Source organism: Perspicuibacillus lycopersici (assembly GCF_025660475.1).
Taxonomy (GTDB): domain Bacteria; phylum Bacillota; class Bacilli; order Bacillales; family Caldibacillaceae; genus Perspicuibacillus; species Perspicuibacillus lycopersici.
Genome location: NZ_JAOUSF010000003.1, coordinates 476,632 through 490,553 on the forward strand (window position 1 = coordinate 476,632; position 13,922 = coordinate 490,553).

General features: G+C 35.5%; 11 protein-coding genes and 1 other annotated feature. Of the genes, 2 read left to right on the forward strand and 9 right to left on the reverse strand.

The features are described from left to right. Positions 1 to 7: 7 nt before the first annotated feature. The 8 genes from hisS to OEV98_RS10475 all read right to left on the reverse strand — a co-directional run bounded on the left by hisS (position 8) and on the right by OEV98_RS10475 (position 10,807). Positions 8 to 1,279, reverse strand: coding sequence for a histidine--tRNA ligase (gene hisS / locus OEV98_RS10440; RefSeq protein ID WP_263073215.1), 1,272 nt, complete (start codon positions 1,277 to 1,279; stop codon positions 8 to 10). A 93-nt stretch (positions 1,280 to 1,372) separates the two neighbouring features. Continuing rightward, positions 1,373 to 1,677 (reverse strand) — a binding site (T-box leader). A gap of 62 nt (positions 1,678 to 1,739) precedes the next feature. After that, on the reverse strand, positions 1,740 to 1,916 hold the full coding sequence (locus OEV98_RS10445) for a hypothetical protein (protein WP_263073216.1): 177 nt from the start codon (positions 1,914 to 1,916) through the stop codon (positions 1,740 to 1,742). 236 nt (positions 1,917 to 2,152) lie between these two features. Next, positions 2,153 to 2,599: a D-aminoacyl-tRNA deacylase gene (gene dtd / locus OEV98_RS10450; protein WP_263073217.1), complete on the reverse strand. Its 447-nt coding sequence runs from the start codon at positions 2,597 to 2,599 to the stop codon at positions 2,153 to 2,155. A gap of 11 nt (positions 2,600 to 2,610) precedes the next feature. Next, positions 2,611 to 4,803 (reverse strand): RelA/SpoT family protein, encoded by a 2,193-nt coding sequence (locus OEV98_RS10455; RefSeq protein ID WP_263073218.1) that lies wholly within the window; start codon positions 4,801 to 4,803, stop codon positions 2,611 to 2,613. Positions 4,804 to 5,104: 301 nt separating this feature from the next. Then, positions 5,105 to 5,617, reverse strand: a complete 513-nt coding sequence (locus OEV98_RS10460; RefSeq protein ID WP_263073219.1) for an adenine phosphoribosyltransferase — start codon at positions 5,615 to 5,617, stop codon at positions 5,105 to 5,107. Continuing rightward, entirely contained in the window at positions 5,608 to 7,965 is a 2,358-nt protein-coding gene (gene recJ / locus OEV98_RS10465; protein WP_263073220.1) for a single-stranded-DNA-specific exonuclease RecJ, read from the reverse strand. Before recJ ends, OEV98_RS10460 begins: the two co-directional genes overlap by 10 nt. A 121-nt stretch (positions 7,966 to 8,086) precedes the next feature. Then, positions 8,087 to 10,351, reverse strand: a complete 2,265-nt coding sequence (gene secDF / locus OEV98_RS10470) for a protein translocase subunit SecDF (protein WP_263073221.1) — start codon at positions 10,349 to 10,351, stop codon at positions 8,087 to 8,089. A gap of 156 nt (positions 10,352 to 10,507) precedes the next feature. Continuing rightward, on the reverse strand, positions 10,508 to 10,807 hold the full coding sequence (locus tag OEV98_RS10475) for a post-transcriptional regulator (protein WP_263073222.1): 300 nt from the start codon (positions 10,805 to 10,807) through the stop codon (positions 10,508 to 10,510). A gap of 98 nt (positions 10,808 to 10,905) precedes the next feature. Here OEV98_RS10475 and spoVB point away from each other — a divergent pair, with 98 nt between their 5' ends. After that, positions 10,906 to 12,453: a stage V sporulation protein B gene (spoVB, locus tag OEV98_RS10480; protein WP_263073223.1), complete on the forward strand. Its 1,548-nt coding sequence runs from the start codon at positions 10,906 to 10,908 to the stop codon at positions 12,451 to 12,453. 68 nt (positions 12,454 to 12,521) lie between these two features. On the opposite strand, the gene OEV98_RS10485 is transcribed toward spoVB, so the two are convergent. Beyond that, positions 12,522 to 13,193 carry a DUF421 domain-containing protein gene (locus OEV98_RS10485; RefSeq protein WP_263073225.1) on the reverse strand — a complete coding sequence of 224 codons (672 nt, stop codon included), beginning with the start codon at positions 13,191 to 13,193 and terminating at the stop codon, positions 12,522 to 12,524. 296 nt (positions 13,194 to 13,489) lie between these two features. Between OEV98_RS10485 and OEV98_RS10490 the strand changes: the two genes are divergently transcribed. Beyond that, positions 13,490 to 13,882: a TIGR04086 family membrane protein gene (locus OEV98_RS10490; RefSeq protein WP_263073226.1), complete on the forward strand. Its 393-nt coding sequence runs from the start codon at positions 13,490 to 13,492 to the stop codon at positions 13,880 to 13,882. Positions 13,883 to 13,922: the final 40 nt, after the last annotated feature.

Consider the following 13,922-nt stretch of genomic DNA (forward strand, 5'->3'; position numbering starts at 1 on the left):
CCTCCTCTTATTCAAATAACTGTGTAAATTGCTGTACAAATGAGGAAATCTCTACTTCTTTTTGTTCCCCTGTATTCATTTCTTTCACTTGAACAATGCCCTTATTTAGCTCATCTTCACCTAAAATAACAACAAATCTAGCATTTAATCGGTCCGCTGATTTTAATTGCGCTTTTATTTTCCGATCGGTATAATCTCGATCTGCTGTAAAACCAGCTTGGCGAACTGCATTTAATAATTTCACAGAATAGTCTTTTGCTTCCTCACCTAATGTAACAATATAAAGATCTAATGCATCAGATGTATCGAGTTCGATTCCTTCCGCTTCCAATGCTGCAATAAGGCGCTCGATACTTAAAGCAAATCCAATTCCAGGTGTTTCCGGTCCACCGAACTCTTCTACTAAACCATTGTAGCGACCGCCACCACATAATGTTGTAATTGCTCCAAAACCACTAGCAGAGCTCATTATTTCAAAGGTTGTATGATTATAATAATCTAATCCTCGAACTAATGTTGAGTCGATTTCATAGTCAATTTGCAAATCATCTAAATAACTGCAAACTTTTCCAAAATATGCTTTAGATTCTTCATTTAAAAATTCCAAAATTGAAGGTGCACTTCCCATAAGCGGATGTTCGCGATCGACTTTACAATCTAAAATACGTAATGGATTCTTTTCTAAACGGTTTTGACAATCGGAACAAAATTCATGAATGCTCGGTTTAAAATGATCAATAAGTGCTTGACGGTGAGAAATCCTGCTTTCCTTGTCCCCTAGACTATTAATGACTAGTTTTAAATTTTTCAACCCCGCACTCTTGTATACATCTAATGCTAATGCAATTACTTCTGCATCAATTGCCGGATCATTGCTTCCAAGTGCCTCTACGCCAAACTGAACAAATTGACGAAAACGACCGGATTGTGGACGCTCATAGCGAAACATTGGTCCTAAATAATATAATTTCATCGGTTGATTTGGATCACCATACATTTTCTTTTCTACATAGGAACGAACGACTGCTGCTGTTCCTTCTGGTCGTAATGTTATATCTCTTCCACCACGGTCTTGAAAGGAGTACATTTCCTTTTGGACAATATCTGTTGTATCGCCAACCCCTCTTGTAAAAATCTCTGTATGTTCAAAAATCGGAGTCCGTATTTCCTCATAGCGATATTTTTTTGTAATTTCTTTTACTTTTTCTTCAATCCACTGCCAAGTCCTTACATCACTTGGAAGAATATCTTGTGTCCCACGTGGAATTTGCACTTTCATGGGTAAAACCTCCTTTAAAACGAATATGTATCAAAAAGCTATTGCACTTACAATTAAGGAAAATAAAAAAGCTCTCGTCTCTTGTACTTGTATACAAGGGACGAGAGCTTATCTCGCGGTGCCACCCTAATTGAAGATTGTATTTCAGGAATTCAATCATTCCATCAACAGTCTTCCTCTCAAACAGTTAACGCCTGTTTACGTAAATTCTATACTAAATGATCCAAAAGTGTTATCGTCATTCCTTAAACGAGAAATCGATATCTTTTTAATCATTGTTCTAAAATTATCCTAGGGAGTGTCTTTCTTTTCGTCATCATGGAGGAATGTTTGCAGCCTAGGACATTCCCTCTCTAGCCATTTGGGGCGGAAATACTTTTCTCCTTCATTGGATCAATTATTCGTATTTGTATATGATTCAATAATCATACGAAACCACACGAAAAATGTCAAGGGGAATCTAATTGCGTTGAATTTGTTTTTTTAGCTTTTGTACATCTCCTAAAGAAATGCCAAATTCGGATGCTAATTCATAAGTAGTGGAATTTGTTTGTTTTACTAGGAAATCATGGAAATCAACACCCAATACATCATTTCCTGAAAGGTTTGATAATTCATGTTTATCACTGGAACGCACAGCCTTCATCCTTTCAAATATAAATTTTTCATTCTTTTACCTTTGATAGAAAATTCCCTTTCGGAAAATTAATACTCGTTGTTGGTTTTTCATTCTTTCTATAGCTTTTCCATAATGGAGAAAATATTTCATGTCATTAATTATTTTTCACCACATACGTGAAACGTCCTTATTCAAACAAAAAAACTAGTGAGAGATCAAGAAACAATTGATTCTCACTAGTTTTTCCACATAAATTATTTTGTTTTGCTATCTAATAGTAACGTAACAGGTCCGTCGTTTGTAAATGATACATCCATCATGGCACCAAAAATTCCTGTTTCAACTTGAATATTTTTTTCTCGAAGCTTTTCGTTAAATAATTGATACAGTTGATTCGCTTGCTCAGGCTTAGCTGCATCCATAAAATTTGGTCGTCTTCCTTTACGTGTATCTCCGTAAAGCGTGAATTGCGAAACGGATAATATTTGTCCAGCTACATCGATTAACGATTGATTCATTTTTCCTGCTTCATCTTCAAATACTCGCAAGTGGACAATTTTTTCTACTAAGTAGTCGACATCAGCTACCGTATCCGTATGAGTGACACCAACTAGAAGGAGAAAACCATTATCAATTTTCCCGACGATTGCCTCTTCTACGACTACTTTTGCATTTTTCGCACGTTGTAATACTACTCGCATCTTTGTCCTCCTCAGCTCATGACCCGACGAACGGCATAAATATCTGATATTTGTTTAATACGCTCTACTACCTTATGCAAATGTGCCACATTATGAATAGAGATAGACATTAATATCGTTGCCATTTTATTACGATCAGATTGTGCAGATACAGCTGTAATATTCGTCTTTGTTTCATTAACTGCCTGTAATACTTCATTTAACAATCCACTACGATCATATCCATTGATTTCTAAATCAACATTATATTCTTTACGTGAGCTCGAGTAACCTTCCCATTCCACTGGAATTAAACGGTCCTTTACATCATCCGCATGGATATTTGGACAGTCTGCACGATGAACAGATACGCCACGACCTTTTGTAATGTAGCCTACAATTTCATCGCCAGGAATTGGACTGCAGCACTTGGAAAGACGAATTAACAAATTATCGATTCCTTTTACCCGTACCCCTGAATCCCTACGTTTAGAGGCATCGACTGGTCGCATTTCCGCTATTTCTTTTAAAATGCTTGGATCCTCTTGTTCTTTTTTCTTACGTAATTTCTCCGTTAACCGATTGGCAACCTGTATCGCAGTAATCCCATTATAGCCTACCGCTGCATACATATCCTCTTCATTCATGAAATTAAACTTTTCGGCAACACGTTTCAAATTTTCAGCGGTCATTATTTCTTTTAAATCAAATTCTAAATTACGAACTTCTTTTTCAACAAGCTCTTTTCCTTTAATCACATTTTCTTCTTTTAGTTGCTTTTTGAAAAATTGTTTAATTTTATTTTTTGCTTGTGAGGTTTGTGCCAATTTGATCCAATCACGACTTGGGCCATAAGAATGCTTAGAGGTTAATATTTCAATAATATCTCCTGTATTCAATTCGTAATCAAGGGGAACCATTTTTCCATTTACTTTCGCACCAATTGTTTTGTTACCAATTTCCGAGTGAATGCGATAGGCAAAATCAATTGGTACTGACCCAGATGGAAGTTCAATTACATCTCCCTTCGGTGTAAACACATACACCATATCAGAGAATAAATCGACCTTTAATGATTGCATAAATTCTTCCGCATTGTCGGAATCATTTTGGAACTCTAGTATTTCTCGAAACCATGTTAATTTCTTTTCAAAGGCATCGCCATTATTAATTTTTTTACCTTCTTTATATGCCCAGTGGGCTGCAATCCCGTATTCGGCTATTTGATGCATTTCTATCGTCCGAATTTGCACCTCTAGTGGGTCACCTTTTGGTCCAATTACCGTTGTATGCAATGATTGATACAAATTCTGTTTCGGCATTGCAATATAATCTTTGAATCTTCCAGGCATTGGTTTCCAGGCTGTATGGACAATACCGAGTACAGCATAACAATCTTTAATGCTATTTACCATTACGCGAATCGCTAATAGGTCGTATATTTCATTAAATTGCTTGTTCTGAAATACCATTTTACGATAAATACTGTATATATGCTTTGGTCGACCAGTAATATCTGCTTGGATCGATACATCACCTAAACGATGCTTAATCTCGTTTATTACATCATTTAAATATTGTTCACGTTCTGCCCGCTTCCGTTTCATTAAATTAACGATTCGGTAATATTGCTGTGGGTTTAAATAACGTAGCGCGGTATCTTCTAATTCCCATTTAATTTTTGAAATACCTAGTCTATGTGCTAATGGTGCAAATATCTCTAGCGTTTCATTTGCAATTCTCCGCTGCTTTTCTTCTGGAAGATGCTTTAATGTCCGCATATTATGCAAACGATCGGATAACTTAATTAATATTACCCGCATATCCTTTGCCATTGCGACAAACATTTTCCGATGGTTTTCCGCCTGCTGTTCTTCATGGGATTTATATTTAATTTTTCCTAATTTAGTCACACCGTCAACTAGCATCGCAATTTCTGGATTAAATACTTCTTCTAATTGCGCTAATGTCACATCAGTATCTTCTACTACATCATGAAGAAAACCTGCTGCAAGTGTAGAAGGGTCCATACGTAAATCTGCTAAAATACCTGCAACTTGGATTGGGTGAATAATATACGGTTCCCCCGATTTCCGAAATTGATTTCGATGAGCTGCTTCAGCAAATTCATAAGCCTTTTTTACTATCGCTACATGTTCTTCATTTAAATACATTTTTATTTTGTCAAAACATTCATCTACCGTTAATATTTGATCGGTACTCATTTAATCACCTTTACAATAAAGCATCAATATCTATAGGAAAAATATCTTTAAAAAAGACATTATTTTGAAAAATTATCATATCATTATATGAATCACTTCATGTATATGAAATTAATTATTTATAAAATTATATCAGATGTAAAGCATAAACAATCAATATATAATAAAAAAATCTATAATTGCATAATAATTCCAATTTCTCTCTTGAATAAAGGAATAGCTTGGCATTTGCCAAGCCATATTGGGTATAATCACTCTTTCAAAAAACAAGTACAGTAAAAACGGTTAAATAACTCCAAAATTAATATTGTAACAATGCGCGAATATCGTATCCTTTTAATTTTTCACGACCATTTAAATACGATAATTCAATTAAGAATGCAGCTCCTGCAACAACTCCACCAAGCTGTTCTACAAGACTGATGGTCGCACCAATAGTTCCACCTGTCGCTAAAAGGTCATCAATAATTAATACACGTTGACCAGGTTTAATGGCATCCTTATGGATTGTTAATGCATCTTGACCATATTCTAAATCGTATTCTACTTTAATAGTTTCTCTTGGTAATTTCCCTTCTTTACGAACAGGTGCAAAACCAACACCTAATGCATAAGCAACTGGACAACCAATAATAAATCCGCGTGCTTCTGGTCCTACTACAATATCAATGGATTTTTCTTTTGCATATTCTACAATTTGCTCTGTAGCATACTTAAATGCTGCACCATCATTCATTAATGGTGTAATATCTTTAAATTCAATTCCTGGTTTCGGCCAATCCTCAACAATTCCAATATATTTATTTAAGTCCATAAAACTTTAGCCTCCTCATGGTTTTCCTTCTGCATACAATGCGACAACCATTTTTTTAATTGATCATATGAAGAATAAAGCAGTTCCTTTTCTAATTGAATCATTTCTATTCTTTCTTGATAGGTTTTAGATTCCGTCAAATCTCGTTTCTTCGCTTTTTCCACTACAGAAATAATGCCATTATTTATTGTAACAAAATCTAATTCAAAAAACACTTTTGTCATAAAATGAATGGTGTTTTTTGACCAGCCACGATAGTTGGCTAAATCATTACCATAGCGATTAATATCAAAGACACCCTTTTTAAGTAGAAATGCGAAAAACCATTTGAAATGATCTCGGGTAGGGATTGTCCGGAAAAACTGTGTATCATGCTGATAAAAGTGCGCATAAATTCTTGCGATGCTTTTATCGGTTAATAAACACTCGATTCGGTGCCGATTCGGTGGCATGTCCAAAATAACGACATGCATACCATCTAAATGGCAATTTTTTGCTGTCTCATCAGAATCGATGAAGATTAGCTCATCAACCTCTGGAAATTTATCATAACTATCCTCTTGAAAAATAATGAATTTACAATTCTCGTTTGGTAATTTGTTTATCCATTGTTGTAGCTTTTTATTCCCACGATAGTCAAATAATTGCCATTCTGAAACCGATATATCTTTTAAGAAGATTTGCGGCTTACGAGTATTATTCCACTCATTGATTCCTAATTCACCAATAATCGAAGCATTAGCTACCGGGGAGAGATGATCCGCATAGGAACCCATATCAAACGCAATGCCATCTAATTGATGTACTCCATCGGATAATGTAACCTTCAAATGCTTTTGGTCGCCTCCTACCTTTTTCAGTTGGGGAAGCTGGACGTCTTTGATTAACACCTTTGGTTTCGGATTATGCATACCAAACGGTGCTAGTAATTGCATCTGTTCAATTGCTTCGAGAGTTGTCTCCTCAAGGGTGAATATACCATCCAACTCTGTAACGGGGATAAAATCTTCTTCCGTCAATTGTTCATTCGCTAGTTGATTGAGGCGACTATGTAATTCCTCCACCTCATCCAAATTCAATGTCAAGCCTGCCGCCATTTTATGTCCACCAAAATGGGGTAGAAGATCCTTACAATCATATAAATTTTCATATAAATTAAAACCTGGGATACTTCTTGCAGAGCCCTTTGCTAGTCCTTTATCACGGTCATAAGAAAATACAAATACCGGACGATAAAATTTTTCCACTAATCGGGAAGCGACAATACCAATTACACCTGGGTGCCAACCTTCATTCCCGACAATTATCACAGAATGATTATTTTCTGCTTGGGAGGCAGCCACCATTTCCATTGCTTTATTTGTCATTTCATTAACAATTTCTTGTCTTTCCGTATTAATTTCATTAATTTCATCTGCTAGCTGTTCAGCCAGTTCACGATTCTCTGTCATAAACAGCTCAACGACAGTACTCGCGCTATCTAATCTTCCTGGTGCATTAATTCTTGGAGCTAGTGTGAAGCCAATCGTTTCTTCATTAATTTCCGTTTGCTTAATACCTACCAATTTCATTAATGCAAGCAATCCAATTTCATTTGTTTTTCGTAAATGGGATAAGCCTTTTTTGGCTATTAAGCGATTTTCGTCATGAAGGGAAACAAGATCTGCAATCGTTCCAATAGCAGCATAAGGTAATAAATGCTCAGGGGGTTTTCCTAACAGCGCTGTTGCTACTTTAAATGCTACACCTACTCCAGCCAGTTCTTTAAATGGATACGTTGAATCTTTGCGATTCGGATGAATTACTGCAATTGCTTCAGGCAATACCGGCCCTGGCTCATGATGATCAGTAACAATCAAATCAATACCAATTTCCTTGGCAACTTGTGCTTCATGTATTGCAGATATTCCATTATCTACGGTAATGATTAAATCATAGCCTTCATTTTTTAGGTGTCGAAATGCCTTTTCGTTTGGTCCATAGCCTTCTGTAAAACGGTTTGGAATATAAAAATTTACGGAAGTAGCACCAAGCTCTTGTAAAGCTTTTAATAAAACAACTGTACTGCTAACCCCATCCGCGTCATAATCTCCATAAACAACAATTCGTTCGTTCTTTTCAATTGCTTCATTTATTCTATTTACACACCGATCCATATCCTTCAATATGAATGGATCATAGAAGTCCACTGTTGGAAATAAAAATTCACTAGCTTTCGCTGGCGTATCAATTCCGCGATTTATAAGAAGGGTTGCTACAAGAGGTGCTAATTGTAATTCATTAATCAATTCGTCTACTTTCGATTGATCTGCTGCTTGAACAGACCAGCGTGTACGAGCTTGTAACATATTTACCCTCACCTCTCAACCTAACTATTATATTAGAGAGTGTGTTTGGAATCAATGACAAATATTGATTTTCTTATAATCGTCACAAAAAAACTTGCCAAGCAATGCTTGGCAAGTTTTTTTATAATACTGCATCATCTGTATTATATTTTTTCTTTTCTTTATAAGTAGTTAGTACACCTTTTTTCTTTAATTCCTTACCCTTCCAAATTAGCCACAGCTGTGCTGCAATATAAAGGGAAGAATATACTCCAATGATTAGTCCAATCGTCATTGCAAAGGAGAAGTTCCAAATCGCTTCACTTCCCATTAACAATAGGAACAGCACTGGAAGTAGTGTCGTTAATGCTGTATTAATCGATCTTGTAAATACTTGACGTAAGCTCTTGTTAACAATCTCGACTAATTCACTATATTCTTTAATACGTTTCTTCCGTTTCATATGATCACGAATTCGGTCAAAGGTGACAATCGTATCATTTACCGAATAACCGATAATCGTAAGGATTGCTGCAACAAAATTCAAATCTACTTCAAATCTCGTAATACTGAAAATCGCAATCATGAAAAATACATCATGGAGAAGCGCAATGATTGCCGCTACCGCCATTCGCATTTCAAATCGCAACGATACATAAAGGATAATTCCTACAGAGGCAATCGCTAATGCATAAATTGCATTTTTCACTAATTCCTTACCAACTGTTGGAGTAACTACACTTATATTTGGATCACTGCCATATGTTTCATGGAAATAAACTTTCATTTCATTTACTTCATCTTGATCAAGGACATCCTTGAAGCGTGCTACTGCCCGTTCATCATTATCCCCAGATACAACTATATCTTCGGTTTCAATATTAAATTTCTGTAATTCGTCACTAACTTCTTGAACTGTTAAAGATTGCTCTGCCATAATTTCAAGTCGCGTTCCACTGGAAAAATCAATTGCTAAGTTCAAACGGAAAATCGCAATAAGAATCAATCCTACAACGATGAGCACTGCAGATAGAGCAAAGAATTTATTTTTATGTTTAACAAAATCTACTTTATCAAACTTCGTAGTAAGATCTAATGTATCATAGCCTTCCCGAATATGTTTCACTTCATCTTTCTTCACACCAAACCAGGAAAGCTTATCATTAAACTTGTTACTCTTCACTAGTAACTGTAAGAACAATCTTGAAGCATAAACTGCCGTGATGAAGCTGACAAGAACACTGACAATCAACATCGTCGCAAAGCCTTTGACAGAGCTTGTCCCTAAGAAGAATAGTACGACAGCAGCTATCATCGTCGTTAAATTGGCATCTAGTATCGTAATAAAGGATGATTTATTTCCTTCTTTAAATGCTGCTTGAAGTGACCTTCCTACTCGTAATTCTTCTTTAATCCGCTCATATGTAATAATATTCGCATCGACAGCCATCCCGATACCGAGCAATAGCGCTGCAATTCCTGGTAACGTTAATACTGCATTTAAGCCGTCGTATACAGCTAAAATTAAGAAAATGTAAATGGATAATGTAACGACTGCTACAAATCCTGGTAAACGATAGAAGATTAGTAAAAATAGAAATACTGCTAATACCCCAATAATACCTGCAGTAACAGTTGTTTGTAATGCATCTGCACCAAATTGTGCACCGACAGATGTGGAGTATACCTCTTTCAGTTCAACTGGAAGTGCCCCTGCATTTAATAGGTTCGCTAAATCCTGTGCTTCCTCTGGAGTAAAATTACCTGATATTTCAACATCTGAGCTATTAATTACTTTGCTAACACCTGGTGCGGAAATATATTTCGGATTTTCCTTCTTGCTTTCTTCCGCATAGGAATCGACACCCTCTTCAAAGTCTAACCAAATAACCATGACAGGATTATCTTGTGTCAATACTTTGCTAGTCGCTTCAGCAAAAGTAGACGCATCCTTTAACTTCAGTGTAACATTCGGTTTACCGTTTTGATCATATGACTGCTTTGCTCCACCTTCGACTAAATCCGTTCCGTCCAATAATTTATTATCATTGGCATCCCGGAAGGAAAGAACAGCTGTAGTTGATAACATTTCTCTTGCTTGCTCTTGATCTTCAATTCCTGCAAGCTGAACACGAATACGATTTCCTTCTTCAATATCAATTCTCGGTTCACTTACACCTAGCGTATTAATTCTTCGATCCAATGCTTCAGCAGTACTTGCTAAAGTATCGTCTGTTATTTTGTCGCCCTTATTTACTGGTTGTACATCATATAAAACCTCAAACCCACCTTGTAAATCCAGTCCTAATTTAATTCGGTGTACAATTGAATCAGTAGTTGTTCCGATTAAACTAGCAAATAGTACGATAATGAGAAAGAAAGCGACAATTCTACTGCGTTTTACCATTAAAAAATCCCCCTTAAGAGAACACTCATAAGATGATTTACAATCGTTTAACTTGAATCACAAATATATCGGTAGCTTCAACTGTATGAGGGTTAAATAATTTTTATTAATGCAATAATTTCGTTTATGTAACGTGCTTACTATATAATATTTGAACTATTTTTTCAATAATTCTTTTAGTTCTAATGCTCCTGCTTCAGAAAAGATGTCGTCCATCCGTAAATGCTCTACTTGAGCAAAGGCAATGAAATCACTAACCTTTAAAGAAAAAATATCTTTTACAATTTCATAAATATGAATGTCCTCTTTCGGTTTTCTCCATTTCTTTTTCATTAAAAAATTCCACAGCTCTTCTTCTGTTACTTGATCGTAATCAAACAGTTTAAATTCTTCTAGCTTACTACGTAAAACCTCTTTAACTTCCTCTAGGAAGTGGTCATATGGATGGGTATCCAAGTTCAGTCCTCCTTAAAAAACTTGTCATGGTTTGTCCAAGTATTTGCATATATATTATTGTATAAAAAAAAAATCCATTTGAGAAGGCAGGGAAGCAAATGTCAAAGTTTTTAAAAGGAATTATTATCCTTTTAACTGCCGGACTAGTTACTCGAATATTAGGTTTTATTAATCGAATTGCCATCGCGAGATTTATCGGCGAAGAAGGTGTTGGCCTATATATGATGGCATATCCAACCTTTATATTAGCTGTAACCTTAACTCAATTCGGTTTACCGGTAGCAATATCGAAACGCGTTGCAGAAGCAGAGGCAGTCGGAAATACAGCAAAGGTGAAAAAAATCCTTGTCATCTCTTTGTTAACAACTTTGTCACTTTCGATTCTTTTTACACCTGCATTATTTTTTGGAGCCCCTTATATTGCAGAAGCATTTTTTACCGATTCTAGAACAATGTATCCATTAATTGCCATTGCACCCGTTATACCTATTATAGCAGTTTCTTCGGTATTGAGAGGATATTTTCAAGGAAAACAAAATATGAAGCCAGCTGCGATCTCACAAATTATCGAGCAATCTGTCCGCATTCTATTAATTGCCATATTAACAAGAATATTTTTACCATATGGGATTCATATTGCAGCAGCAGCAGTAATGGTTGCCACAATTGGCGGAGAATTTATTTCCTTATTGTATTTATTAACGATGTTTAAACTAAAAAAAGCATTTCCTTTACGCAAAAACTTTTTTAAAGGATTGGCCAAGGGGAAGAGTATTTTCCAAGATTTAATGCGAATTGCGGTGCCGACGACCGGAAGTAGAATGATTGGCTCTGTTTCATGGTTTTTCGAACCAATTGTTGTAACCCAATCACTTGCCATCGCTGGGATAACAACGGTTATGGCGACAAAACAGTACGGTTCCTTAACTGGTTTTGCGATGCCGCTATTGTTTTTGCCATCATTTGTAACAAATGCGCTCAGTACATCATTAGTTCCTGCCATTAGTGAGGCACATTCGCTTAAAAACTATGCATTAGTAGAGAAGAGAATTCAGCAAGCAATGAAATTTTGTGTGATTACTGGGGCAATTGCTTTAATCGTTCTTTATGTACTTGCAGAACCATTAATGCAGCTAATGTATAATTCCACTAATGGAGCAATTTTCATTAAAATAATGGCACCATTTATTATTTTTTCGTATTTACAATCACCACTTCAAGCCGCACTGCAAGCATTGGATTTAGCAAAAGCAGCAATGATAAATAGCTTTATTGGTGCCGTAGTGAAATTAGCAACAATATTTTTACTTGCTACCCAACCTAGCTTTGGAATTAATGGGGTAGCATTAGGAATGATCGTTGGATTCGTGCTCGTGACATTCCTTCACTATGCAACCGTATTAAAAGTCATTCCACTTACTTTTTATACTCGTTTTTATGTAAAAATTTTTAGTTTAACGATTTTCACTGGTTGGTTTGGAACATATTTATATCCATATTTTCTAGATGAGATGACAATGGTACTGGCAGTATTAGCGACCACTGTTGTAATGGTAATCGTATATACTATTCTTTTATTTCTACTAAAAGTAATGCGAATAGGTGACATACGTAAAATGTTTGCATTTCTTTCACCGCCAAAATAAATAGCGTTAATATATCCAAATAAGGCTCAGTTGGATTACTGAGCCTATCAACATTTGACGAACAATCTTTATTGCCGTTTCGTTTCGCTTTTTTTACCGTCCTTTAGATCAATATAAAATTGCCCGTTTTCATAACTACAAAACGAAATATCCTCTATATTAAAATAACCTTTCTTTTGCAGCTCCTCCTGTAACCATTGCTCCGTCTTATGAAGTAGAGCTAAATTATCCTCTTGGATAATTCCATCTAATATCATCGGAATCGTGTAGCCACGTGATTTCCCACTCGTTTCTTTTTTAAAAACCGATAATTTTCCTGTTGGTTCTAATAATGCATATTCCACATCTGCTATATTTCGAATGTCCTTTTCACGTAATTGCATGAGTAAATCATCATAGTTATATCGTTGTTTTTTCATTTCCCTCTCATTAATTTTTCCATTGTTAATTATGATTGTTGGCTCTCCATCGACGATTTTACGAAACCTTCGACTTTTTAAGGAAATAAAGGCAAAGACAATTTGAACGATAAATAACACAAGCATTGGATAAAGTGCTTTAATAAAGGAAGCTTCATAATGATCAATCGACATTACGGCCATTTCTGCCAGCATAACAAACACAACTAAGTCAAGGATTCCCAATTCTCCAATTTCCCGCTTCCCCATGATTCGAAAAATAATGACGATTATTAGATAAACGATAATGGTTCTTACTGTAATAATACTATAGGCTTCCACTCAAATCTCTCCTTAGTGTACTCGTATTAATTTCTTTAGAAAGTTCATTTTACAGCTGAATAATTGATGCTATCTGTCGCTACCTTCTATGCAATTTATTTATTTGACTCATGCCTTACCTTCTTGCTACATAATTAACCTAATAATTTTCCCCCTTAAACATGACACTCGTTCATCTTATTAATTTTCCAATTATTATTTAAAAAAATTCATTCTAAATATAGGAATGTCCGAATATGCTTGTACTGAAATAAATAATTTTATGAATAGGAATGGAAACGCTAGGGGGAGAGATTTTGGAAACAAGAAAATTAGGAAGTTCTATATTAGTTGGTTTAGGTGTCATTTATGTAGTTGCAGCAGTTTTTAGTTTAATTTTCTCCTTATTATTAACCTTTACTTCTTTACACGAGGATCAGCTTAGTTTAATCATAACCATCATATCCTTTATTTCATTATTCATTGGCGGATTTGTTGCTGGCGGGAGAGGAAAAGAAAAAGGTTGGTTACTTGGAGGGTTAACCGGTATTAGTTATACATTGATAAACTTCTTATTCCAATATTTAGGTCTTGATCAGTTATTTTCCATGGAGCAAGTAATCTTTTATATTTGTTTTAATGTGACAGCTATTTTCGGTGGAATTTTAGGGGTAAATTTAAGTGGTGGAAATCGAAATAGAACCGCATAAATTTTGTGCAAATTTCATAAATAAACCCTGACCGTGGTTG

What these genes read in the sequence shown, in the direction of transcription:
- hisS (WP_263073215.1), bottom strand. Translation starts at nt 1,279, where the DNA reads ATGAAAGTGCAAATTCCACGTGGGACACAAGATATTCTTCCAAGTGAT.
- dtd (WP_263073217.1), bottom strand. Translation starts at nt 2,599, where the DNA reads ATGCGAGTAGTATTACAACGTGCGAAAAATGCAAAAGTAGTCGTAGAA.
- spoVB (WP_263073223.1), top strand. Translation starts at nt 10,906, where the DNA reads ATGTCAAAGTTTTTAAAAGGAATTATTATCCTTTTAACTGCCGGACTA.
- recJ (WP_263073220.1), bottom strand. Translation starts at nt 7,965, where the DNA reads ATGTTACAAGCTCGTACACGCTGGTCTGTTCAAGCAGCAGATCAATCG.
- OEV98_RS10455 (WP_263073218.1), bottom strand. Translation starts at nt 4,803, where the DNA reads ATGAGTACCGATCAAATATTAACGGTAGATGAATGTTTTGACAAAATA.
- OEV98_RS10460 (WP_263073219.1), bottom strand. Translation starts at nt 5,617, where the DNA reads ATGGACTTAAATAAATATATTGGAATTGTTGAGGATTGGCCGAAACCA.
- secDF (WP_263073221.1), bottom strand. Translation starts at nt 10,351, where the DNA reads ATGGTAAAACGCAGTAGAATTGTCGCTTTCTTTCTCATTATCGTACTA.